We start from the raw sequence: 23786 nt of genomic DNA, 5'->3' as shown, positions 1-23786 counted from the left end.
GGTACAACCCCGCAGCCGCGCAGCACTTTCGCATCCGGAAAGCCGACAATGGAGAACGTGATGGCGACGGTTAAGCGGGAACTACTGGTCCGGCATCTGGAGGCGTGGGCTCCGGCCGCACTGCATCGCGGGCGGCGGGTGTTCTACGCGCACGGCTTCGCCGATGCGGACGGCGGGGAGTCGGCCGAGGCGGCGGCGCGCGTGCTGGTCGAACAGACCGATTTCGTACGCGGTCGCGAGCTGTCCATGCTGGTCGTGGGGGAGCAGGCCGAACCGGTGCGGGAACGGCTGGCGGCGGTGATCGGCGATGCGGCCCTGGCCGTGCACGCGGTGTCCGGCGGCACCGACGCGCGGCTCGCGGTCGCGCTCAAGGCGGCCGGTGCCCAGCGCGTACCCCTGCTCGGATTCTTGGATGCGAGCGCGGGTGAGCCGCCGGCGGTGACCACGGTGGCCGCGCTGACCGCGGGGAAGCCCGCGGAGGTCCTGTTGGTGCTGCCGCCCGGCACCGCGCTCGAGCCGTACCGCGCGGGATGGCCGCTGTTCAGCTCGGTGGAGCTGGCGACCGGGGACGAACCGGGGGAATTGCTGGCCTACGGGACCACATCCGGCAAGAGTCTCGAAGGGTTCAAGGAGGCATTGTGGGCGGTCGACGAGTTCGCCGGGGTGCGCTATCGCGATCCCGGTGATCCGGACCGGCACCTGATCGACATCTCGCTGACGCCGCACCCCGGGCCGCTGAAGCGTGAGCTGCTCGCTCATCTGGGCCGGGTGGGTTCGGCGACGGTGACCGATCTACGGACGTTCGCCCTGACCGACACCGTCTACCGGGCGGCGGACGCCACCCGGGTGCTGCACACACTCGTCGACGCGGGGGCCGTCACCCGCCAGCCGCCGGCGGGGCGGCTGGGCGGGGACGTCGTGATCGGACTCCCTTAGCGCTTGTCCTGCTTCCAGGACAGCGGGCCGGGCAGGTCGACGCGGTGGGCGCGGGTCCGGGAGTTCCAGGACCAACGACCGATCTTGAAGCTCCAGGACGAGTAACCGTTCTCGGTGAAGTTCAGGATCAGCGGCCCGAACTTCTTGCGGCTACGGAAGACGATGCCCATCGGTACGTCCCTCCCTTGGGGGGTAAGTTCGGTTGGGCGATCGATTCCCGATAGTCGCGTTTTACAAACCCTTATCGGGGCTGCCACGCGTCCGGACGAGTCGTGAGCTTGCGGACGTGGGCCGGCATCCGGCCGCTGATCAGCTCGGCCAGGCTCACCTCGTCGACGACCTCGCGGACCGCGGCCCGCACCGCCACCCACAGGTTCGGCAGGTTTTCGGCGGCGCCTTCGTAACGGGTCTCCTCCGGACGGAGGCCCCGCACGCCGGCCAGCGGGCCATCGACGGCTCGCAATATCTGGCCGATTGTCACGTCGCGAGGGGGCTGTGACAGGGTGTAGCCGCCTTCGGCGCCGCGCTGAGCTCGCACCACACCCGCGCGGCGCAGATCGGCGAGCACCGCCTCGAGGAACTTCCGAGGCATGTCCTGATCCTGAGCGATCGCCTGGGCCGACATCAGGGACGGATAGGCCTGCGCCAAACTTAGGGCGGCGCGGACCGCGTAATCACCACGCGCGGAGATCTGCACGCCCCTATCATGCTCCTTCATTGTCAACGACTCGCACATACCCCATGGGAAAGTGGGAATTACCCTCAGTCAGGTGGTCGTCGCTGCTCCGGGACGACCCCGTGATGATTGAGGCCGATGTCCGCGCGGAACTGCCCTGGGCTGCGGCCCACCTCGCGATGGAAGAACCGGCCGAAGTTCGTCGGCTCCGGGAACCCGAGGTGCCGGCCGACCTCGGCCACCGACATCGGCGTGCAGGCCAGCAGCCGGCGCGCCTCGAGCGCGACCCGGTCGTCGACCACCTGCTTGGCGGTGCGCCCGGTGACCGTGAGGCTCGCCCGGGTCAGGGTGCGCACCGAGCAGCCCATCTCCTCGGCGTAGTCCTCCACCCGGCGGCTGCGCGGATGACCCGACTCCAGCCGGCGCCGGAAGCGGGCGAACGTGCGGGCCTCGGCACCGTGCACGGCGGGTGATCGGGTCAGCAGCGCGATCCGGAGAAGAAGCACGGTCAGCTGGTGCCGCAGCAGGTCGGCGGCGAGCGGCCCGGACCGGTGCCGTTCGCAGTCGACGGCGAGCTGGGCGAACTCGCTGATCACCGCGTCCTCGTCCTCGCCTTCGAGCTGCCAGCGGCTCGGTGACTCGGGCTGGTCGGGCCAGTGGTCGCCGGCCAGCCGGCCGTCGAACGTGACCACCGAGGCGGCCAGGCCGTTGGAACCGAGGCGGAGGGCCTGCCCCGGGCGGACCCAGAGTAGGGTGCCGGGCCGGCAGACCTTGGGGTCGAAGTCGACCTCCATCGTGCCGTGCCCGGCCGTGGCCAGCACCAACGCGTGAAACGGCGGGCGCCACGGCGGCATCGGCCGGATCTCGCGCAGCGCGCACGTGCCCACTCCCGCCCATCCGGGCGGGGAGAGCGGTGTGGCGGACTTGCCGCGCGTTCCGGTAGAGGTCATCGCGCCGACGGTAACTGCCGATGACCAACGACGCACGTGCTAAAAAGCGGGTTGACGGGAATCTGCTCGAAAACCCTGCTCAATGTCCGTTTCTCGCGCTATTTGTCCGGTTACTTCTTTTCTATGAAGAAAAGAACGACCCGCGCGGATCGGCAGTGTCCGCGCGGGTCGTTTAACCAGTTCCGATCTATCTACCCGCTATCTACCCGCCAGCAGGCGGTTGACCGCGGCATCGACGTCCAGATGTTCGGATTCCCGGCCCCGAGGCACCACGACATAGGTGCGACGAAGGAATCGGACGAGGACACTACGGGGCACTTCGAACAGCGCGTTGCCGTCCGGAGACGACAGCGCCAAGGCGACAAAATCCCCCCGAGGCGTGGCCCACGGCCACACCCGGACATCGCCGATTCCCGCGGGCTCATCGAGCCCGGTCACGAGGAGTTCCCGTGCGAAGGACCAGCTCACGGCTTCCCCACCGGCTGATTCCGCATGGAACAACACGTGGACCGCATACGGGTCCGCTGGGTCGTAACGGAGACTGGCGCGCACGGGCAGAGCCGTGGCATCAGGCGCTACGAGCCGCAGCGAGGTCTCGACCTCGACGGTCGTTGGACGAATGGTACTCATGGACGAACTCCCCCCGGCACCGCTGCGAGGCTGGTGAACCCCGCGTTTCCCATACTCAGGTGATCCCTGTCGTTACGCTCCGCCATACGCTGATCTCACCCAGTAGTGGGAAGACGGTTCCGAAAAGCTCTTCGCACAAGACGTAAAGAGATATCTTGTCCTGTTCTGCACAAGTACTCGGTACTGCCCGGCGTCGGGTGGTCCAGCAGTTGACTTACTCCGGTAACGTCCATTCCTCCCGGGTAGTGACGGGGCTCCGGGACACTGGGGGATGAAATGCGTGCGAAAGCGGACGAGGATCAGGCGCCGATGGGTGTTTTGGACAAGATCCGAGCCAACCCGACCGGCCGCCTAACCCTCAAGATCGGAATTGGCGTCCTGGGCACCCTGGTGGTCGCCCTGGGCATCGTGTTGATCCCTTTTCCCGGCCCCGGCTGGGCGATCGTGATCCTCGGCCTGGCCATCTGGTCCCTGGAATTCTTATGGGCGAAACGTCTGCTCGACTTCACCCGGCGCCACGTGAAGTCATGGACCAGCTGGATCGGCCGGCAGAGCCTCGGCGTCCGAGCCGTCATCGGCGTGGTCGGCATGATCTTCGTAGCCGCCATCGTCTGGGTGTCGGTGAAGCTGAGTTTCGGCGTAGACCTGTTCCAGGTGGCCCGCGACTGGCTGAGTTGACCCCCGGATTAGCAACCGACTGGCGCCGTCTAGTACAGTCTGTCCTGCAGTTGAGGGCGATTAGCTCAGCGGGAGAGCGCTCCGTTCACACCGGAGAGGTCACTGGTTCGATCCCAGTATCGCCCACCAAAGCCCCTGACCAGGGCAAATGTGAATCGATTGTTGGCAGAATAAGAACCGCATCGGTCGGGATGTGCGGTGAGCTGGGTGTATGCCGCGAACTCGAGCGATTACTGGCGACCATCCGGCGTTGAAGCCAGGCGTCCTGGTAGTTGTGAAGGCGCGATAGCTGATCGAGATATGGCCGATCACTCTGAATGCCGAGCCGTCCCCGGTGACGCGTCACGCGCGCACCGGCGGCGGTGCTCGTCGTCGGGGTAGTCGGCGGTCAGGATCGGTGTCCTCATAGCTGAGATCGCGTTGGTCGCGTGTCTTCGGTCAGGATTTTGTCGCCGACATTCGCCGACGATGCCCGAGGCCATGTCCTTGGTGCTCTCGGGACATGGCCGTGGCGCGTTCGGTCAGTCGAAATCCTCGGGATCCGGGGTCACGCGGTCAAGGGAGGCCTCGTGGTAGCCGGTGGTGTCGTGGCCGTGTTCGAGGGCGAGTTCGGTGAGATCGCCGAGCAACTCGCTGTCCGAGCCGACCAGGTCCAGGAAGTCCATGGTCTCGCGGGCGAGGTCGGTGTCCGGGTTCCAGAGCTGGTCGCTGACGGACACGAGCGCGTCGATCCAATCCAGCACGGATTGTCCCGGTGCCAGTTCCCAGGATTCGAGCACGGCGGTGAGGATCCGGTGGCGGTCAGCCGGGTCGGAAACGCGCAGTGCCTGCTCTGCCAGACTTCCGTGTCGTGGTAGCGGGACGGCCGTGGTGCGCAACGCGAACACGCGCCGCAGGTCCTCGCCGTCGGCGGTGGTCGCCGTGATGTCGCTCAGGTAGCTGCGGCTGGTTGTGCGTTCGAGGTCAGCGTAGACCCGGTCGAACGCCTCGTCGATCTCGGCGATGCGGGCTGCCAGCAGGTCGGCCGCGGCGGTGGGCAGGCCTTGCTGCCGTGTCGCCCACCTGGCCCAGGCGGTGACCGCCGCGGCGAGCCCGGACCGCTGGGCGGGGGTCAGCTCGAAGGCGCGCGGGACGTGCTCGCCGAGTACGTGGCCGAGCCAGACCGGGCCGATCCGGGTCGGTGCCGATCCGTCCGTCCCGGTGTAGCCGGCCAGGACCTGCGCCCAGAACCGCAGGACTTCATAGCCCACACCGGGCAGGGGCGCGGTGTCGGCTAGGAACGTCTCCACCGCTGCTGCCCGCTCGGCCCGGGTGGAACGAGCCGGGTCGACCGGTTCGGGTTCGGGGAGCAGTCCGACCCGGTGCGCCACGATCGGAAGCCAGGCCAGGCTCTGGGGTGTCATGTCGGGGTGGGGTTGTTGTACCGGGCCGGTCAATGACGCGTACGCCTGGTCCAGCGTGATCGCCTCCAGAGTCACCTGTCCGTGGGCATCGTCGGCGGACCGTTGGAGGACGTCCCGCAATGCGTCGACGGTTCCGGAGAGGTGCACTACGCGAGCCATGGGTGTCGGGCAGGTGACGATCTCGACGAGGATCCCGTGTTCGGCGTCGTCATAGCTGAAGGTCACGAGCAGGGCCTCTTGGTCGCCGAAGGCGTCGCGGTAGCGCCATGCTCGGCGCGGTTCCACGTCGCCAAGCCGCTCGGCCCACGCCGGTGGCAGGATCCCTTGCCGGGCCAGGTCGGCCAGAGCCATGTGGGAGGCCATGCCTGGCAACAGGTGGTTCACGGCGGCGACGAAGGCTGCCACGTGGGGCTGCGGAGAGCGGGCGGCGAGGGTGAACGCGCCCATCGCGAGCCCGAACGACCCCGACGGCTGCTCCTGCTCGAACCGGTACAGCAGTTGCGCGGTATGAATCTCTACGTCCAGCGGGTGCGCGTCGTCGCCGAACTTGCGGAACGCCTCGGCCTCGGCGTACACCACGTCGTCGCTGGCCGCGGTCACCCCGAACAGGCCGCCCATTGCTTGCCTGACCTGAGCGCCGAGACTCGGCCCCGGCTGCGTATCGCCGGCCCAGGCGGCGACCTGGGCGACGACTGATGCCGTGACGGCGCGTCGCTGCCGGGTTTCGGGCTTGCCCGGGTCGACCGCTGCCGTGGGGTCAAAGTCCGCGCCGAGGATGTCGACGGCCGCGGCGTGGTGTGGGTCGTCCTGGTCGGTGAACGCGGTCAGCAGACGCTGATACCGATGGGCGCCACCGATGTTCCCGGGTGGGCAGGGGCCGCCGCCGGTCAGGTGCGTGAGCACGTTGTCGGGGCCGCCGGGCCGGATCTCGTCGAGGGTGACGGTGTGACTCCACCGTTCGCCGAGGTCATGGAGGTAGGTGAACCGGTCACCGATCTCGGTGGCGACCGAGACCAGCCGTTCCTGGTCGGCCGCGATGCCCTCGTACGCCGATCGGGGGTCTACGATCGTGTATCCGTCGGTGCGGAAGGCATACGGTTGCTCGCCGGACCAGCCGAGAGCGTCCTGGAGCATCCGGTGGACCTGGTCCAGGGTGGTGTTCGACGGGATCGCGACGCGCCGCCACACCCGCGGCGTCACCTTGTCCACCTCCACGGTCAGTACCAGCGATGCCGGATCGGCGGGCTCGATCGCGAGAAACCAGGGTGCGGCGCAGCACCTCTTGTACTTGCGACCCGAACCGCACCAGCACGCCGCGTTGCGTTCCGGCGGCCAGGCGACGGTGTCGGCGCCCTGCTCACCGAGAGCGTTCACGTAGCCCAGCCGGGTCTGCCGGCTGGCCGGGTCCTGGCCGGTCCGTTCCGCGTACGTCAGCAGGCCGGGCACGTCGAGCGCGATGATCCGCATCGGACCCCGCCCGTCGGCGGACATCGCCTGCAACTGCTGCTCGACCTCGCGGCGGTAGTCGGTATGGTCCCGGTAGCTGGTGGCGTCCAGCAGATCACGTTCCCATACCTGCTCGTACGACGCGGGTGGGAAGTAGGCCATCTGATGGACCTGCCTGATCGACATGCCGGGGTTCCTGTACCTGTTCTCGTGACGGGGTGATGTCTGGACCAACGTGGGTGACGGCCGTTTACCCGGTCACCGGTCAGGTTGGGTGCGGGTGAGCCAGTCCAGATCGTCCTGGTCGCGTCGCCGCGCTTCTTGTTCGCCGGTGAAGAGCGCGTCGGTCTTGTGCAGGACCAGAGTGTACGGTCGCCCGGTGCGCCGGGTTTTGTGGTCGACGGGCAGTTCGGCCCGGTCGATCCGGGAGTGGATGTGGCTACGGCGTTTTTCGGCAAGCGGCCATTCGAACGCGCGGCGTGCGGGATCGACGAGGAAGGCGCCCAAGGTCGTGCACAACTCGCAGTCGCATCCTTTCGGAAGCCTGATCGACCAGTCGGCGGCGGCCCGGACTGGGAGGGCGAGTCGCTGCTCGATCCGTCGGGCGGTGTGCGCGGCGACTGTGTCGAGACCTGTCGTTCTCGGGCTGACGGCGGAGTCGGTCCGAGCGGCTCGCAGTGTCGACAGCGCACACGGGATCACGTCATCCTCGTCTTGGGACAGGAATCCGACCACGGCGTCCCGCAGGTCCGCATCATCGAGGTTTGCCGCACCGGCCAGAACCCCGGCGATGTACGGGCCCAGCTCCGCAAGATGCTGACGTCGGTAGCCGGGCGCCTCGTAACGGAGCAGCCCTGTGGCCCACCCGTGCAACTCGGACCAGACGCCCGCCACCAGCAGCCGACCCACCAGCAGACCGGTTTCGGGGGCCTCCTGTAGCGCCGCGCCCATCGCGGGCAGCGAAGCGATCCAGTTCGGGACCTCCCGGTTGAAGATCGACGAACGGGTGATCCAGTCCCGGCCGAACCAGCCCTCGACCCGCTCCCGGGTCCAGGACTCGCCGTAGCGTGCCGCCAGGCGGGCCAGTGCCGGGGCGTCCGCCGGTGCCAGCGCCTCGACCCGGAACGGCGCCAACAGCATCGCCGCCAGGCCTGGTTCGTCGAGCTCCCACCCGACCGCCAGCGCCTTGCCCACCACCAGCTCGCCGCCCGCCGCTACCCGCCAGAACGAGGCCAGCGTGGCAGCGCTCTCCCGGGCACCGGGCACGTCCCCGGCCCGCAGCAGGTCGGCGAGCCGGTCCAAGGCCCATCCCGGTGACGCCTGCGCGCGGACGGCGAAGGCCCATCGCCGTGGCCACACCACGATGGCTGCCCGCCGGTACCAACGGTCCAGCGTGTTGCCGTAGTTGCCCATGTACCCCTCGTGCGACGACGAATGGGGTGACAGATCCCCCGTAGGCGTCGTCGCGCAGACCTCCTTGTCGGAAACCCGCAACGAGGTGGGCACCGCTTCGCCCGACTCCTCCAGCCAGCAGTCAAGGGTCATCGACGACTCGATCAGTTCCTCAAGCTCGTACTCACCGGATTCGGTCCCGCCGTCGAAGTCGTCCTCTTCCTCGTCCTCGTCCGCCCAGTACCGGCCGCCGTAGCGTCCCCGGCTCCACGACTGCTCAGGCTCGGAGGTGCTCCAGGTTTCCTGCACCTCCGCCAGGGCGAGCGTGGCCTCGCAGCCGGCGGCCTGCGCCGCCGCCCGCACCACCGCGGCCCGACCTGCGTCGTCGCCTTTGAGTCGATCCCAGCCCAACGCCCGCTGGGTGTACTCGTGATCGAGGAAGTACACCAGCCGGCCCGGCTCGTCGGCCGAGCCAGCGAAGTGTTCTACCAGGCAATCGGTCACCTTCGTGACCAGGCCCGGATCCACGCTGCCGGCGGCCGACGCGACCGTGTCACCCCGGACCAGCAGGTTATAGGTCAGCACGACCCGATAGCCCGACGTCACCGGCTCGACATGATGCCGGCAGTCCGCGTAGAACGCCACGAACGTCAGCAATTCCTTCGACGCCCGGTACGTCTCGGCCCGGCCGGCGTGCTCGACGGACAGCACGCCGCCCTTCGACGCCGACGGTAGCGTCACCACCAGCGTGCCGATCATCGCATCAGCCTTCTCCGAATCCTGATGCGCGGCGAAGAACTGGCCCGGCGCGTACACCAGCATCGAGTGGAACTCCGCCGCCAGCTCACACCCCCGCGGCAGCCCGAGGTCATCGCGGAGGCCCTGCAGGACCGGTCGAAGCGTCTCGTCCCACCGCCGCTTGTCGATGCCGATGCGACTCTTCGGGATCTCCCAGGTGTCACGCACCCCGGCATCCGTCAGTGTCTGCTCGCCCTTGCCGAATCGAGCCGGACGACCGATCAGGCACAACTGCTTCGCCTGCCCGGCCGTTACGGGAAAGACGATCGGGCCGACACCCTGTACGTCCAATCGGAGATCATCCGGACGGGCAGTGCGGCGCGCGCTGAACGCGCCTGCAGCCACCGATTCGCCCAAAAGACTGGCTAAACGGTCACGCGGGGAAACAACCGGCGAAGGCATGGCCGAACTTTAGCCACCATCCACGAGCCGGAGCCACGGCAGTAGCCCGACCGAGACCCGGGGACGGCGCCGCGGCCTCGGCCCACGCTCACTGCCAGCGGATTTCGAGTTCGCTCACCATCTCCCCGGCAGCCATGCCTCGCACGGCCCCTGAGCATCAGCCGTGTGCCTGTCGGGGTGGTTACCTGACGACGCGAGCGGAGTCCACGGTCGCTGCCCTCTCCGCGAGAGAGCATCACCTCGCACGTCGCCTACAATTGCGTCTACACTGATATCCGTATGCTGGGCTGTATATCAGGACGGAGCCGCTGATGAGTCGGACCGTAGTTGACCTTGACGAAGCGAGCCTTGCACTGGCCCAGCGGCAGTTGGGCACCAAGACCAAGCGGGAAACGATCAATCAGGCGTTGGTCATCGCGGCTGGCACCAACGGCGAGGACCGTGCCCGCGGGCTCGCCTGGCTGCAAGAGAACGCCGCGGACTACCTCGACTTCGAGGCACTGGACGAGTATGAGCGCTCGGGTCGATGACCGACTATCTGGCCGACACCTCGGCAGTGTGGCGGCTCCTGCGCGGGCAGATCGGCGGGCCGTGGCCCCGGCTGGTCGCGCAAGGCGTTGTCGCGATCTGCCCGCCGGTCGAGTCCGAACTCATGGTCGGTGTTCGGGCTGGCCGCGACTTCGAACCCTTCACTGCGGTGCTGCGGCGCACGTTCGCCTGGGTCCCGGCGCTTGACGATCCTTGGCGGCAAGTGCTTGCGGTTCAGCGGGATCTGATCAAGATCGGCCACCACCGCGGGCCGTCGCCGATGGACCTCATCATCGCGCTGACCGCGGAGGCGCACGGTCTGACCCTCGCGCACGTAGATGCCGATTTTGACGCCATCGCCAAGGTGCGTCCCGGCATCGCGATGGTCCGGATCGACCAGCCGCATGCCCCTTGAGCGGCACGGACGACGACCAGCCGTGAATTGATCAGGTTCTGCGACGACGTACGGCTGATAGCGTCACGATCGGGCCCTGAGCTGCGGGTATGCGGTTCTTATTCTGCCAACTATGGTCCACAGGTGCTTCTAGCTGCGAAAACGCTCGGATTGGTGATCCACTAGTCCGAGCGTTTTGTCATGCTTCTGGGAGCAGATTGGGAGCAGAGGTTCGAGCCTTCCGGTGAGCTCCATCTAGGAAGAGTCCGTCGGCCCGGCGTCGAGGAGCGCTGAATGGCGGCGAACGGGGCTCGGCAACGACGTACGACCGTGACCACTCCTTCCGCCGCCCCAATGAGCACAACCTGCATTGCGGAGTGGTCAGGCGCCGCGCCGCGTGGTCCTTGCCGAGGTCGGCGATGACGATGGCGAGGCCGTCGCTCTGCGGCGCCGTGGATTCCGGCAAACCGTCTGCGAGTTCGGCTGGGACCGGGACGAGGACGCCCCGCCTGCGCCGTGTCAGGTCCGAGACGAACCGGAACCCGGTCTCCGGCGCCGGTTGGTCCGCGGTGCGGTGGGTGAGCACGAACAGCACGCGTCACCGTGGCCGGTCGTTGCCGGCGTTGATCCTATTTCAGCCGTTTCTTCGCTGTGGAGGTCTCGCGTCGCTGCCAGCGGATCTCTCATGTTGTGACAGCGAAGAAGGACGATGCCGGACTTGCCTCCGGAGACTCCGGTCGAGCGTGCATATATCATCTGTTCGCGCTGCAATGATGATCATAGGGGTTTGCGTGGAAGAGCAGAGCACCATCACTATCACTCCCCGCAAGCTGATCGGCCTGGTGGTCGCGGTGGCGCTGTTCGTCCTGGCAGCGGTGCTGGTCCGCGATGTGTTGCACACCGACGAGCCGAAGACGCCCTTCGCCGATTCCACGGGCGCGCCGGGCGGTGAGGCCGTCTCGGGTCAGGAAGCATTCAACCTTCTCCTCGGCGCCGCCGACATCCAGACCGACGACGTGAACGCGCGGAACAAATCTCTCAGCGAAGCCGTCGTCCTGCACGCTGGAGAGGCCGAGTTCAAGGTGACCCCGCAGCGGCTGAACGCCGTCTCGAACGGCTGCCGGACGGGTTCCCTGGTCAGCGTCGACGTGCTGGTGGAGCCGGACAAGACGTCGGCAGTTTCGCTCAACAACTTCGCCCTGCTGGACTCCGACGGCACGGCCCTGAGCCCGATCCCGGAGTGTTCGACTGGCTTCGGCAACCCCACCGGACAGCGGACGGTGGCCTTCGAAACGACCAGGCCGGACCGGCTGGTCATCGGCCTGGACCCGGCCCGGCCCGTGGCGATCTGGCACCTGTAGGACGGCTCTCACCCCACCACCGTGTCATGAAAGCGGCTCTGACGCAGAAACGGTGGTCGGGTTCACGCGAGCAGGATTCGTTGGCGTACGAGGGCGAAGCCGGGCATCGAGGTGCTGGACGCCCGCGCGAAGCTTGCGCCGGAACTACTGGCGTGAATGGGCCTCCTCGCTGGACTTAACGGCCCTCAGAAACGCCCACCCCGATGGATTGCGGCAGCCTCCGCGGTCTACGGCCGGCCGGCGACACCGACTCGCGCGGGCGGCCGTGCCCGTTTGAAGACCGACCCGGGTAGCTGAGAGGAGATAGGCTGCCGCGCATATCTGATCAGCGGGGGCTTGTCTTGAGTGTTCTGCGGAAAGTCGTGGTTGCGGCGTTTTCCACGCTTCTTCTCACCGTCACGACCCAGGTACCGGCGTCGGCCGGCGAGATCATCGCCGCGGCTGTGGCGCCGACGGTGGCTTCCATCTCGCCTTTCCCGGGTTCGTATGTCCGGACCGGAGTTGCCGTCACCATCGAGGTGCGGGCGTCTGTGGAGGTCGACCACGTGGTGGTCTACGACGGCACGACCGGGGCGGAGTTGGCCCAGCTCACCGGCGAGCCACGGAAGCCCTGGCGGTATGTCTGGACGTCGGTCGCCGGCAGTGTTTCGCCGAATTTCCAGCCGGTCAGCACCTCGGGTGAGGCCGGAGCGTTGATGAAGACCAGCTACCGCTTCGATGACGAGCCACCTGTCGTGGATTACTTGTCTTTCGAGTTCCCCGGTGGAGGTTTCCCGGTGGATGGCCGGGTGGGACCGGTGGGCACTTTGATCTACGGGGTTCAGGAGAGCAGCTGGACGGTCGACGACGTCTGGTCGATCGACGGCGTGATCATCCCTGAGATGGACGAGGGGAAGTGGTCGTACCCGCCGCGCAGCGAGCCTTATCTCCTCCGGATCCAGGTTATGGACGGAGCCGGTAACTGGGGCGAGCGGACCTTTTCGCTCACGGTCGACGCGACCGGCCCGTCCGTGACGTCCGTGGTGCCCGCGAACGGCAGCCGGGTGCGCGGCAGCGTGGTGCACAGCAGCCTGCAAGCCGACGACGAATCCGGCGTCTACCTGGCGGAGCTCGTCGGCGTCTACCCGGACGTCGAGCCGCCGTACGCCGCGTCGCTGCCCGCCGGTAAGGACGGCCCTCGGACGCTGACCTGGCGCGTCCAGGACAAGGTTGGCAACATCACCCTGGTCGAGCGGACCGTGACCGTGGACAACGCCGGGCCTACGGTCACCTGGGCCGGCCCGGCGAACGGAGTCCTCGTCCGGGGCACCCGGATCACGTCGGGCGTCAAGGCCGCGGATCCGTCCGGAGTCTCGAAGGCCCAGCTCTCCGGGACGGCGGCGGACACCGCCGTGCCCTACTCGTCGACGATCGCGGCCGGCAAGGACGGCACGCGAACGCTGACCTGGACGGTCTGGGACGGGCTCGGCAACACCACCGTGGTCCGCCGGACGGTGACCGTGGACAACACCAAGGCCACGGTGGCGTTCGCGAAGGCGCCGAAGAACAAGGCCAAGGTCAAGGGCACCGTGAAGGTGACCGCCGCGGCGAGCGACCGCAACGGCGTCGCCCGGGTCCAGCTGCTGGTCAACGGCAAGGTGGTCGCGACCGACACCAAGGCGGCCTACCAGTTCTCGGTCAACCCCAAGAAATACGGCAAGACCATCAAGATCCAACTACGTGCGTACGACAGAGCAGGCAACGTGACTACGGCGGCGACGCGAACCTGGTACCGCTGACCTGAACCGTGAATGGCCCGGTCTCCGCAGTAGCGAGGGCGGGCCGGCGGCCGCAGGGCGAAGCGATATTCGATCTCATCCTGATGGGTTCGCGGGCACAATGTACGCCGTGCTCACCGCCACTCGTACCCTGCTGAGGTCGCTGGACTCGTTGTCGTACCGCCGGCGGATGAACCGGCTCGCGGAGTGGGCGCGGACCGCGTCCGACCGTGTGCAGGTCTGCGCCGACCTGCGCGAGCGGGGCCCCTACGAGCGGCATCTTGCTCTGGTCGCCGCGATGGTGGTCCGAGACACGGACGGGATCGCCGCCGCGGCGGGTGATCCGCAGCCGTCGATCAGGGGTGCCGCGCTTACCGCGGCGGTGCGTGCCGGAGTCCTGCCTGGTGATCATGTCGATCGGCCGGCGGTGGAGCGGCGGCGTGTCTATCGTGCCTTGCGCCGCCGGCATTCACCGGGCGTCGCTGATGCGTTGATCACCGTGGTCCGTGCCGAGTTCGGCGATGAGGAGGCCGCCACACTGCTGCCCGCGTGCGGCGCCGACACGGTACGGAGGTTGCTGCCCGACCTGGAGCATGCACTCAACCTCGAGCGGCTTGTTCGGCGGCATCCCGGCCCGCTGCTGGACCGGGTCGGTGAGCGGCTGGCCGCGGCTCCGGCCGAGCTGCGTGGCCGGGTCTGGGGCGATGCCGCCGGTGCGGTGCTGCGGTGTGACCCAGCGCGGGCGCTCGACCTGCTTGAACGGTATGCGCCGGGGGAGTCGCTGCCCGGCCCGCTGGTCGCGTACGGCATCCTCGCGGCACACGACGCGAGTCGCGTCGCTTACCTGCTCACCGCTCCCGACCGCGCGGCCTGGCTGCAGCGGACCGTGCTGCCGCCGGCCTTGCTGCGCCGCCTCGCGGCGCTGTCCACCGATGAGCTGGCGGCGCTGGCCGTCCGGTTCCGCGAGCACAGCCGGGCGCTCGCGGCGTTGCTCGGCGCGGTCGCACCGGCCCGGCGCGGGGAGTTGTACGACCGGGCCCTGGCGGAGTCCGACACGGCATCGCTGATTCCGGCTGCCGAGATCATGGAGGTACTGCCGGCCACGGTCCGGACCCGCGAAGCGACCCGGGTGCTCGGCCTGGTAAAAACCCAGGAGCGCGAAGCCCGGGTCCTCGCGTGGAGCGCGTACCTGGCGTGGCCGGACGCGTCCGCGGCGTTGGATGTCGCGCTCCGTTCCGGTGACGCCGACGAGCGGGCGTCCGGCTATGCGCTGCTCGTGCAGGCCGCTCGCCGGTCCCGCGACCCGCAGGCCGTCGCCGAGGTGATCGTCCGGCTTGGTCGGCTGCGTAACGAGCAGGATCCGGTACGCGCAGCCGCGCTTACCGCGCTGGCGACGGTGGCGCCGCTCCTGACCTCGGACACGGTGGCCGGGCTCACGCAGCTGACCACCGACGCGGTTGACGCCCGAGACGTGTCCGCCGCCACGACGACCGCGCTGAGCACGCTCGCCGCCGACGTCCTGCAGCACCATGTCTCCGTGCCGCAGCTGCGCGAGTGGGCGCTGCTCACGATCGACCTGGTGAGTACCGGCGCGCAGGTGCCGGTGCTGCGCCGGTTCGACACGGTGCTGCGCCGGGGGCAGGAGACGATGGTCTTCGAGCGGCTGAGCGGCTGGGTCGAGGCGGGCATCACCCGCGGCCAATACGGTCCGTTGTTCGCGCTTACCCACGCGCTCGGCAAGCGCGCCTGGCAGATTTCGGAACTGCAGGACCTCCTGCGCCAGGCGATCGGCCCGCACACGCTGCCGTCGGTGGCTCGCACGGCGATCGGGCTGTGGCTCGATGACCCGCGGACACGCTCGGAACGGGTCGCCGAGGTGCTCGAGACCGACTCGTCGGCGGTGACGATCCACCCGGTGTGGCCGACCATCTGCGCATCCCGTACCGATCTGCTCGACCGGGTGCTGAGTAGTCCTCCGCGCGGTCGGTTCGTGGAAGCGGGGACGCGCTGGGTGCCCGGGTGGGCGCACCACGCCGAGCGTTGGCTGCCGCGCCAGCAGACCCGTTTCGTGGGCATGCAGGAGCTGATCGTCGCCGACACCGGGCAGGGTGTGTGGCAGCGGGCGGCGGCGATCCGGGCCGCTGCCGGTATTCCCGGCGCTGGCCGCGAGCTGGTGCTGCGCCACCTCGACGCCCGGGAGGTGCCGATCGCCGAGGCGGCGCTGGGGGCACTGGTATGGACCGACCGGCCGGACGAAGCACTGCCGGTGCTGCTGCGGTACGCCGATGGCGACCGGGCGCGGGTCGCGCTGTACGCGGCGAGCCGGGCGGCCCGGCACACGCCGCCGTCTCAGCTGCCCGATGTGCTCGGCGCGGTGCTGACCGGTCCCGCGAAGATCACCAGCCGGAAGGAAGCGGCCCGGCTGCTGGCCCGCTACGGCCCGCCGCGGGTGATGGCGACGCTGCTCGACGCGTACACGAACCCGGACGCGCACCGAGACCTGCGCGCGGCGATCGTCGGCGCCGCCCGGCAACGGCTGCAGACCGAAGCGAGCTGGACCATCCTGCAGACCGCCGTCGACGGCAGCCGGGAAGAGCGCCGCGCGGTACTCGGCGCGTACCCGTACACGATCCCGGAACGGCACCGCCCGCGGTACGGCGCGTTCGTCGTCGAGGCGTGCCAGGCAGCCGACCGAGAGGTCCGGCGCGCCGCGTTCGGCCAGCTCGGGGAATGGTCGCCGTGGCTCACTGGGGTCACCGCGATGGTCGTGGACCGGGTCACCGACCTCGGCGAGACGATGGTGCACATCGAGGTCGCCAACCTGCTCAAGGCAGGCGGCGACGCGGTACTCGGCGCGGCTCTGGCCCGGCTCGTGGACCGCGACGCGGCCGACGACCATCCCGGCGACCCGGCCTCAGACCGCCCGGCCCGGCGCCGCATCAACCTGCTGGCACGGGGCGCGATCATCCGGTCCGGAAGCCGGCCGGCCGATGCCGACCGGACCGCGCTGGTCGAATCGGCGCGGTGGCTCGCCGGCCATCCCGGCTTCGCCGGTACGGCCGCTGGGCTCTTGGTCGACCTTGGTCGGCTGGACAATCTGGACGAGATAGCCGGACTATGTGCGGCCCGGCCCGTCCTCGCAATCCGGACCGCCGAACACGTCGGCGCCCGCCTGCGAGGCCTGCGCGACTGGCCCGACCCGACGGTCCTCGCCGGCACCGTCGCGCGGCTGGCGGGGCGCGGCGACCTGGCCGGCGGATTGTTCGCGGTGGCACTGGTCCGGCACGGGGCCGGCTTCGGCTGGAAGGCACCATGGCGGGACCTGCTGATCGGACTGCGGCGGCACCCGGACGCAGACGTGCGCGACGAGGCGTACGCCATCGACATGAGCTGAGCGCCGCCGATCGGGAGGAGCGCCGACCAGGAGGCGATGACAACGTCGCGAACGCGTAATGCATCCTGCCTCGCCGCACCAGGACGCTGATCTCAACACGGTTGCCATTGCGCTATACCTCGTCGGTCGACCAATCTCCGGGCAATGCGCGCTGCACTGCGGTAATCGCGTCCGCCGACGGCGCGCGGACCCACAGCCACGTACCGGCATCCTCACGGAGAACCGCTCCTAGCCCCTCGAACCACCGTACCGGCGGCATATCGGCCCACCGTGGATAGTCAGGTAGCGGCAGCCGACGGAACTGACTCTCCAACAACGCAACGGTCTCATCGTCCAGGTGAAGGTTGGCGCCGAACGCGTCGCCGGTGGCCAGCCACTCCGACAGGACCATCTCCACACACGCCAAGGAGACCCGGTCAAGGAACGGATGCCAGACCTGCTCCCCGTCGTGCCGCGAGACAACCGGCGGGTCAGACTCGGTCACCGCCGACAGCGGGATACCCCACTCGGCGACGTGCTGACATTCCCAGCGGAAGACCAGCACCCGGGCCGCCTCCTCGACGCTGACCCGATGCGGGGCAAGCAGGAGATCCTGGCTGCGGGTCAAGTCCAGCCGCCGGCCGATCAGCGCATAGACCTCACGAAGGGCCACCGGCAACGGGAAACCCAGCCGGTCTTCCGCGGCCCGCAATTCCTCCTGATCACAGCCGTCACCCGCGACGACCGGACTCGCGTAGCGCGCGGCGAACCGCCGGATGAATCGCCGAGCCGCGGCAGCATCGCGCACCCCCTCGACAAGTTCGGAATAGAGATCGAATCCGTCGTTCACGCGGGACACCATATGGACCACAGCCGTCCCTTTGACTCCGCACCCCCTACGCCTGCGCCCGGCCGATCCGTCTGGAGAGGGCGACGGAAAGCGGTGGTTGGCGTCCAAACCGCCCCGGGGAGCACCGTTATAGAAACGCGGCCATTTCGATCTTCATGGTCGGCGTGATGCTCCCGAGGCGGCTCCATCTACGAGGCCACACGGCCGGCGTTTTCTGGGAGCAGCCAAGGCGGCTCCATCGCTGGGAGCAGCCATCAGAGTTCGGCAGTACCGGGACGCTGACCGACAGGCTGCATCACGGGGAGCACCGCGCTCCCGGAAAGGAGCGTGTTTTGCCTGGTCAAGGCTGTCGAGGGCGGCTGTGGGGAGCACCGTCGCGGTGAATTCGGGACGTACGGCGTGATCCATGCGCTGCTGCTCCCAAAACTAGTGATCTGCGGGGGAGCAGATGGGGTTGTCACCAGTGGCGGCGGGCGGCTGTGAACGGTGTCGAACAGCGCCTAGCAGCGTCCTTTCATCCGCAATTACTTACGTTTATGCTGGTCAGTGGCTTGTGTCCACTACCTTCACACAGGGGTGCTCCACGAACAGCGCCCAACAGCGTCGAAGAGCTGTTTCTACTGCTCAGCGGCACCGAAGAGCGTGAGCGCTTTACTAGCGCTCGCTCCCCCAATTATCTCCGTGTTGAGGGAGCGGTCAGTGCGGGGCATCCCTGGTCGGGCGACGGGACCAGCGACCTCTACTCGATCTCCGCGCCGGACTGGGCCGCAGCCGGCGTCACCCCGGCCGTCCCGACCGGCGTGCGGAACCAGCCCGGCAACGCGCAGGCCGCCAAGGCCGTCAACGTGTACGCCGTCTCGATCGCGCTCCGGGCCGGCCGGACCGTCGACCACATCGAACTGCCGGACACCGGCGGCCCGTTCAAATGGCTGCCGGCCCTGCACGTCTTCGCGCTCAGCATCGCTCTCTGAGGGCGATCTTGGCAACGGCCGTTTGTCACCCGTTCGTGGCACTCGAATTTCGCTGGCGCGGGTCGTGCCGTCGCTACGATGCGTTCGGGCAATGAAGCCCCCGACGCGATGATCTGGTGTGCACAATGGACGATTTTGCCCCGATGTCCGGTGAGGATCTGGTTCGCGCGGTTCTCGCGGAGATCGCCCCGCACGAGGTGTCGCAGATCGGCATGGTGCTCGCGGCCTATCGCCGCAGCCCGTGGCCGGCGGTGCCGGACGAGGGCGGCCGTGGGCACCCCACCGGCGCGGGGCTGCCGGTGGATCAGGTGGCCTCGTGGAGCGCCTTCGTCGCCGCCTTCATCGGCCAGGTCCTGGCCACCCTAGTGGTCGAGGAGGGCGCCAAGGCCGGGGGCCGGTCGCTGCTGGCCCGGCTCCGCAAACCGAAGCCCCGGCTGACCGTCGAGGTGCCCGCGGACCTCGAGGAGCGGCGGCTGGCCGAGGTGCGCGGGGCGGCGCTGCAGGCGGCGCTCGACCGGGGCTTCCCCGATTCGTCGGCCGAGCAGTTCGCGGACGCGGTGGTCACGAAGCTGCGACCGCGGCGGTCCTGATGCCCGCCCCGTCGATCGCCCGGTTCGTGTCGGTGGCGTTGACTACAGTGGCAGCCGCGATGTTCGCCGGGCACTGGTTCTTCGGCCTGCGGGCGGGCTCCGGGCGCGCCTGCGCGACGGCCGCCGATTTCGCGGCCTGCGCCGCGCGGGCGCGGTGGGCCGAGGCGGGGGCCGTGCTGGTGGGGCCGGTGGTGCTGGTCGCGGTGGCGGCCGGGTTCTATCTGGCCGGTCCGGCGGTGACCCGGTGGCGGCATGTGATCACCGGCGTTCCGGTGCCGGCCGACACGGCGCTCCGCCGTGAGGTGGCGGCGCTCGCCGCGGCAGCCGGATTGCGGCGGCCGCCGCTGATCGAGCTGGCCAAGAAGCAGGAGCCGTTCGTGTACGGTGCCTGGCCGCCGTACCGCCTGGCGGTGCCGGTGCCGTCGGTGCAGAACGTGGTCAACCACGCGCCCCTCGATCTGGCCCTGCTCGCCCACGAGATCGGCCACGCCCGGTCGGGCGACGCGACGCGGCACGGCGCGGTGATCGCCTGCTGGCGGGCGTCGCTGCTGGTCGTCGTCGTGCCGATCGCGGTCGACGCGTGGCGCCTGCTGCCGATGGCCGGGGCGGCCGTGCCCCAGCTGACCTGGCGGCTGCTGGTGGTCGCGGCGGTGCTCTTCCTGGCGGTCCTCTCCACCGGCCGGGCCCGCGAGTTCGAGGCCGACGCCCGGGTGCCTGCGGGCGGGCCGGCCGCCGGCCAACCGGCGTTCGATCGGACGTCCGCGCTGGTCGCGGCGATCGGCTCGCGCCGGTACCGGTGGTGGCACTTCGCGCCGAGCCCCGCTCGCCGGCTCGCGGCCCTGGCCGATCCGGCGCTGCGATCCCGGCCCGCCTGGCACGACGCCGCCGTCGCCGGTGTCGCGGCCGGGCTGCTCGGCACCGAACTGTCGTTGCTGGTCGAGCTCGCCTTCCCGGCGAATGCCTGGCCGGGGTACCTGACCGCGGCGCTGGTCACCGCCGTTCCGGCGATCGGCGCGCTGGGGCTGCCGCCCGGGCTGAGCCGGTGGCGGGTGGCCGGGCTGGGCCTGCTGTTCGGCGCGGGGCTGCTGGCTGGCACCCAGTTGGCGCCGCGGGCGTCGGCCGACTGGTGGCGCACGTTCCCGGCGGCCGGTGGCCGGGCCGCCCAGCTGAGTCTCCTCGCCGCGACGCCCGTAACCGCGGCGGCGATCGCGGGCGCGGCGCTGCTGCTCGGCGTGGCGGTGACCGGGTGGGCGGCCGCCCTCGCCCGGCACCGGCTGGTGATCTGGCTGGTTGGCGTCCCGCTGCTCGGCGTCCCGCTGGCCGCCGGGTTGCTGGCAGTGCGGTTGGCGGCCGGTTCCGGCTGGTCGCCCGGCGTCCTCGTCGGCTTGTTGCTGACCCCGGCGCGGCAGGTTCCGCTGATCGTGGTGGTCACCGCCGCCGCGGCCGCCCTGCTGCTCGGGCATCGCGGGGCGTCGTCGTCGCCGGGGGAGCCGTCCCGGCAGCCGGTCGTCCGCCGGGTTCCGGCGGTGGCCGCGCTGTGGGTTCTGGCCGTGCTGGCGATCGTCGTGCATCCCTCCCTCGGCGCGGCGGTGCGGACCGTGCGGGCGTCCGCGCCGCGGTGGGACTCCGTGCCGCCGCCGGCCACCACCAACGCCGCGTACGCCTGCTTCTGGGTGAACCATCTGGGTCCGGCCGGCCTGCCGGGGCCGGCCGAGGTCACCGGCCTCGGCCGGGTCGGCGCGTTCCTGTCCACGGTTGACGACCTCCCGCTGCGGCGGGCCGCGGCCTCGCTGGCCGGACCGGGTGGGGCGGGCACCACCGATCGGCGGCAGGCCGCCGACGCTCTCGATCTGGTGCTGGCGCGTTGCGACTCGCTGCTGAGCGCGCTCGACCGGCCGTTACCGAAACGGACAGCATGAGAAACCGAGCAAACCCGACCACCCGCGTACGCCGGTTGACGGCCGTCCTGGCCGTGCTGACCTGCGTCGCGGCGTGCACGCGGACGGAGCCCTCGCCCGAGCCCACGCCGGACGGCGGGCTGTTGCGGCTGTCCGACCTGCCGGCCGGGTTCACCCAGACCACGGCCATGCCGGTGGAGACGTCGGTGTCGGAGCCGAAGTCGTGCGGGCCGGCCATGGACCACCTGGAGATGCTGCCGGCCACCGACTCCGGCGTCGCGGAGCAGCGGGTGAACTTCACCGACGCGCTCGGCGTCAGCCGCGTCCAGGAGATCGTGCGCACCTACGGCGGCGACGCCAGCCAGCAGGTCACCGCGGCGCGCACCATGATCGCCGCGTGCCCGCAGTACCTGCTCACCTACGCCACAGGCGGCCAGATCCAGGTCACGATGACGATCACCAGAAGCACGGCCGACGGCTTCACCGCGACGATCACCGCCGGGGCCGCGGCCTTCACCGTGTACGAGAACCTGACGGTCGCGCGGATCGCCGACAAGATGATCGTGCTCTCGCACACCGGACCGACCCCACCCGACGCCGGCCTGACCGGCAGCATCGCGGCCAAGGCCCGGTCCCGAGCCGGCGCCCAGGAGGCCGCTGAACAGTCCCATCCGCGCACGTGATCATGCTCTGTTGAGCATGTTTGGCCTGCCTGCGGTGATGCTAGGTCGTCGAAAGCGGGTGCTGGTGGGAGCACCGACATGGTAAAAACCGTCGCTTCGATCTCTGGGGCGTCCGCTGAACCCCGATGGCGCTCGCTTGGGAGAGCGTCTGTTCGCGACGAGTCAAGCTGACGGGAACGATCGCCGGGCTTCGGCGATTGGGTCGCTGCGCGCTGGGAGCATCGGACTTCTGACCGTGAGCTCGTTTGTGCTGGTCAGCGCTCAGGGGTTTCGCATGTGGGAGTGCCCAGATAGTAGATCTGGGCCCAGCAGCGGGTCGATGATGTTGCTGCTCCCCGAACTGGTGGTTGTTCGGGGAGCAGACGGGGTTGTCCTGGCGGCGGTAGGTGGTGTCGAACGGCGTCGGACAGCGCCCAGTAGCGTCCTTTCACCCGTAATTAAATGCTTTTATGCTGTTCAGCGGCTTGTGTCCACTACTTTCACACCGGAGAGGTCACTGGTTCGATCCCAGTATCGCCCACCAGCGGGTCTTTTCAACCGGATGTCCCATTTTGGGCGTCCGGTTGTGGGCTTCCAAGACCTTCCTGACCTGCGGAAATGCGAAACGTTTAGGCGGTTCGTGTCCAACTATGGTCTCGTGCCTGGCCCGCGTAGCGGCCGAACTGTCGGCCAGCCGCGTCGTCTGGGCCTCGGCTTCGCGGGTTGAATTCCCGATGCTCCGGGTCGATGGCGGGGAGTTGGCCGTCCGAGCGGGCGTAGCGCTGTGTGGCGAGCGGATCGCGGCAAATCCCCGGCAGCTTGCGCAGGTCGTGCAGCTGCATCGACTGATACTTTCCGCACGTGGGCGGAGACACGTTCTGGGCGCTGATCGAGCAGTGCCGGCGGGAGAGTCGAAACGACACCGAGTTCACCGCACGTGTCCTGTTCCGTCGTCTCTGGTTGCTCGAGGCAGCCGAGGTCATCGACTTCGTCCGGATCTGGGAGCGGGCGAGATCGGGCCTGTACTCATGGCCGGTTACCGACGCGGCCTGCCTGCTGCTCGGCCGGGTCGAGGAGGAGGGGAACTGTGCCATGTTCAGGACTGGATCATCTCGTACGGTCGGACGACGGTCGAGCGGATCGCGCGTGATCCGGACAGCTTGGCAGATCTTGCCGGCGACGCGGGCAATGCCCGCGCCGGCTGGTTTGACGAGTTCACCACCGAGGCGCACATCATCGTGAGCGGCACCTGGCCGTATGGCCGTCTGGCCGGGATCCTGACGGGCCGGAGGATCTGTTCGGTGGGCGCGTGGATCTCGGCGATCCGGGCGCTGTCCGTTGACGGTTCCCGCGTCTGGCCGCGTTCCGGCATGCCCATCCTGAACTGGGCGGCCCCTGAGCTTCGCTGACACCGATCACGATTTTACCGATCGGCCAACCGCGTCATGGGCGGTAGCCGCGGATCGTGAATGGGGCGTTCGTTAACAATAGGGCGGTGAACAGGCGTCGCCGAAAGAAGTTGCAGCAGCGCCTCACGGAGGCGGCGGGCTGGGCCATCGTTGAGTGTGTCGTCAGCCTCATGCGAGACGGCGCTGAGGCGAACATGGCCGGGCCGGGCGGGTCGATGCCGTTGTACCACGCGAGTGTGCATGGCCGGGTCGACAACGTGCGGGCCCTGCTGGACCGAAGCCGATGTTCGCATCAGCGCCGACCTCAAGATCGACGCCAGTTTGGCGCAGCGCTTACTCGACCAGATCTCGCCCACCCTGCTGGTCACCGGGGCGCAGATCACGGCATCGCAGTGGCCGCCGCCTGTGTCTTCCCGGCTAGCGGCGCCTTCCGGTGTCGTTCTCCAGCCCCGGTGCCGTCGACGGGTCGGCTGATCAGCCGACCCGAACCCTCGGTTCTGGGCCTGCGCGTCGCGGTCGGCGCCCCGGCTCTCGACGAACCGGCAGGTGAAGCTGGATCGACGCGTCGACCCGAGCAGTCGTGAACGGGTTCGCGGCAGGAGGTGTTACGGTCCGAAGCCTCGGGGAGACCCGAGCTCGGTCGCAGATGTGGGCCGACCGCGCCGGGCGGTTTCGGGCCGTC

The 23786-nt window shown here is 69.1% G+C and carries 19 protein-coding genes, 1 tRNA gene and 1 pseudogene; 14 read left to right on the top strand and 7 right to left on the bottom strand.

The genetic code is table 11. From position 1 onward, the window contains the following. The first annotated feature begins 60 nt into the window (after positions 1-60). Positions 61-936 (top strand): hypothetical protein, encoded by an 876-nt coding sequence (locus Adu01nite_RS16960; RefSeq protein WP_203727841.1) that lies wholly within the window; start codon positions 61-63, stop codon positions 934-936. Here the strand turns inward: Adu01nite_RS16960 and Adu01nite_RS16955 are convergent. The 4 genes from Adu01nite_RS16955 to Adu01nite_RS16940 form a co-directional block, all read right to left on the bottom strand. Continuing rightward, positions 933-1106 (bottom strand): DUF4236 domain-containing protein, encoded by a 174-nt coding sequence (locus Adu01nite_RS16955; RefSeq protein ID WP_203727840.1) that lies wholly within the window; start codon positions 1104-1106, stop codon positions 933-935. The genes Adu01nite_RS16960 and Adu01nite_RS16955 overlap by 4 nt on opposite strands. A 71-nt stretch (positions 1107-1177) precedes the next feature. Next, positions 1178-1633 carry an RrF2 family transcriptional regulator gene (locus Adu01nite_RS16950; protein WP_203727839.1) on the bottom strand — a complete coding sequence of 152 codons (456 nt, stop codon included), beginning with the start codon at positions 1631-1633 and terminating at the stop codon, positions 1178-1180. A gap of 65 nt (positions 1634-1698) precedes the next feature. Beyond that, positions 1699-2562: a helix-turn-helix transcriptional regulator gene (locus tag Adu01nite_RS16945; RefSeq protein ID WP_379132033.1), complete on the bottom strand. Its 864-nt coding sequence runs from the start codon at positions 2560-2562 to the stop codon at positions 1699-1701. Positions 2563-2760: 198 nt separating this feature from the next. Further along, on the bottom strand, positions 2761-3192 hold the full coding sequence (locus Adu01nite_RS16940; protein WP_020514863.1) for an SsgA family sporulation/cell division regulator: 432 nt from the start codon (positions 3190-3192) through the stop codon (positions 2761-2763). Between the two features lie 276 nt (positions 3193-3468). Between Adu01nite_RS16940 and Adu01nite_RS16935 the strand changes: the two genes are divergently transcribed. Further along, positions 3469-3870: a TIGR02611 family protein gene (locus tag Adu01nite_RS16935; protein ID WP_203727838.1), complete on the top strand. Its 402-nt coding sequence runs from the start codon at positions 3469-3471 to the stop codon at positions 3868-3870. Between the two features lie 54 nt (positions 3871-3924). Then, a tRNA-Val gene (locus tag Adu01nite_RS16930) sits at positions 3925-3999 on the top strand. A gap of 392 nt (positions 4000-4391) precedes the next feature. On the opposite strand, the gene Adu01nite_RS16925 is transcribed toward Adu01nite_RS16930, so the two are convergent. Both Adu01nite_RS16925 and Adu01nite_RS16920 read right to left on the bottom strand, forming a co-directional pair. Then, complete coding sequence (locus Adu01nite_RS16925) at positions 4392-6905, bottom strand: IS1096 element passenger TnpR family protein (protein ID WP_203727837.1); 2514 nt, start codon at positions 6903-6905, stop codon at positions 4392-4394. Between the two features lie 72 nt (positions 6906-6977). Next, complete coding sequence (locus tag Adu01nite_RS16920) at positions 6978-9311, bottom strand: 2OG-Fe(II) oxygenase (protein WP_203727836.1); 2334 nt, start codon at positions 9309-9311, stop codon at positions 6978-6980. Between the two features lie 311 nt (positions 9312-9622). On the opposite strand from Adu01nite_RS16920, the gene Adu01nite_RS16915 reads away from it, so the two are divergent. The 5 genes from Adu01nite_RS16915 to Adu01nite_RS16895 all read left to right on the top strand — a co-directional run bounded on the left by Adu01nite_RS16915 (position 9623) and on the right by Adu01nite_RS16895 (position 16745). Beyond that, positions 9623-9841 carry a type II toxin-antitoxin system VapB family antitoxin gene (locus tag Adu01nite_RS16915; RefSeq protein WP_203727835.1) on the top strand — a complete coding sequence of 73 codons (219 nt, stop codon included), beginning with the start codon at positions 9623-9625 and terminating at the stop codon, positions 9839-9841. Beyond that, positions 9838-10254: a PIN domain-containing protein gene (locus tag Adu01nite_RS16910; protein ID WP_203727834.1), complete on the top strand. Its 417-nt coding sequence runs from the start codon at positions 9838-9840 to the stop codon at positions 10252-10254. The genes Adu01nite_RS16915 and Adu01nite_RS16910 overlap by 4 nt, the downstream gene beginning before the upstream one ends. Before the next feature lie 770 nt (positions 10255-11024). Then, positions 11025-11594: a hypothetical protein gene (locus tag Adu01nite_RS16905; RefSeq protein ID WP_203727833.1), complete on the top strand. Its 570-nt coding sequence runs from the start codon at positions 11025-11027 to the stop codon at positions 11592-11594. A 362-nt stretch (positions 11595-11956) separates the two neighbouring features. Beyond that, the gene (locus tag Adu01nite_RS16900) at positions 11957-13372 is read left to right on the top strand and encodes an Ig-like domain-containing protein (protein ID WP_203727832.1); all 1416 of its coding nucleotides are present in this window, start codon (positions 11957-11959) and stop codon (positions 13370-13372) included. Positions 13373-13472: 100 nt separating this feature from the next. Continuing rightward, positions 13473-16745 carry a hypothetical protein gene (locus tag Adu01nite_RS16895; RefSeq protein WP_203727831.1) on the top strand — a complete coding sequence of 1091 codons (3273 nt, stop codon included), beginning with the start codon at positions 13473-13475 and terminating at the stop codon, positions 16743-16745. A gap of 112 nt (positions 16746-16857) precedes the next feature. On the opposite strand, the gene Adu01nite_RS16890 is transcribed toward Adu01nite_RS16895, so the two are convergent. Beyond that, positions 16858-17574 (bottom strand): SMI1/KNR4 family protein, encoded by a 717-nt coding sequence (locus Adu01nite_RS16890; RefSeq protein WP_203727830.1) that lies wholly within the window; start codon positions 17572-17574, stop codon positions 16858-16860. 800 nt (positions 17575-18374) lie between these two features. Between Adu01nite_RS16890 and Adu01nite_RS16885 the strand changes: the two genes are divergently transcribed. The 6 genes and pseudogenes from Adu01nite_RS16885 (at position 18375) to Adu01nite_RS47805 (ending at position 23104) form a co-directional block, all read left to right on the top strand. After that, the gene (locus Adu01nite_RS16885; RefSeq protein WP_203727829.1) at positions 18375-18545 is read left to right on the top strand and encodes a hypothetical protein; all 171 of its coding nucleotides are present in this window, start codon (positions 18375-18377) and stop codon (positions 18543-18545) included. Between the two features lie 143 nt (positions 18546-18688). After that, positions 18689-19135: a hypothetical protein gene (locus tag Adu01nite_RS16880; RefSeq protein ID WP_203727828.1), complete on the top strand. Its 447-nt coding sequence runs from the start codon at positions 18689-18691 to the stop codon at positions 19133-19135. Beyond that, a complete protein-coding gene (locus Adu01nite_RS16875) occupies positions 19135-21054 on the top strand; it encodes a M48 family metalloprotease (RefSeq protein WP_203727827.1) in 1920 nt (639 codons plus the stop codon). The genes Adu01nite_RS16880 and Adu01nite_RS16875 overlap by 1 nt, the downstream gene beginning before the upstream one ends. Further along, the gene (locus Adu01nite_RS16870; protein WP_203727826.1) at positions 21051-21716 is read left to right on the top strand and encodes a hypothetical protein; all 666 of its coding nucleotides are present in this window, start codon (positions 21051-21053) and stop codon (positions 21714-21716) included. The genes Adu01nite_RS16875 and Adu01nite_RS16870 overlap by 4 nt, the downstream gene beginning before the upstream one ends. An 840-nt stretch (positions 21717-22556) precedes the next feature. Then, positions 22557-22718 (top strand): annotated as a pseudogene (locus Adu01nite_RS48930) (DUF4240 domain-containing protein); the annotation flags it as partial. A 5-nt stretch (positions 22719-22723) separates the two neighbouring features. Further along, positions 22724-23104: a DUF4240 domain-containing protein gene (locus Adu01nite_RS47805; protein ID WP_239132469.1), complete on the top strand. Its 381-nt coding sequence runs from the start codon at positions 22724-22726 to the stop codon at positions 23102-23104. The last annotated feature ends 682 nt before the right edge of the window (positions 23105-23786 follow it).

Origin of the sequence: Paractinoplanes durhamensis (genome assembly GCF_016862175.1) — a bacterium.
In the GTDB taxonomy this organism is placed as follows: Bacteria; Actinomycetota; Actinomycetes; order Mycobacteriales; family Micromonosporaceae; genus Actinoplanes; species Actinoplanes durhamensis.
This window is presented reverse-complemented; position numbering and strand designations above follow the sequence as displayed.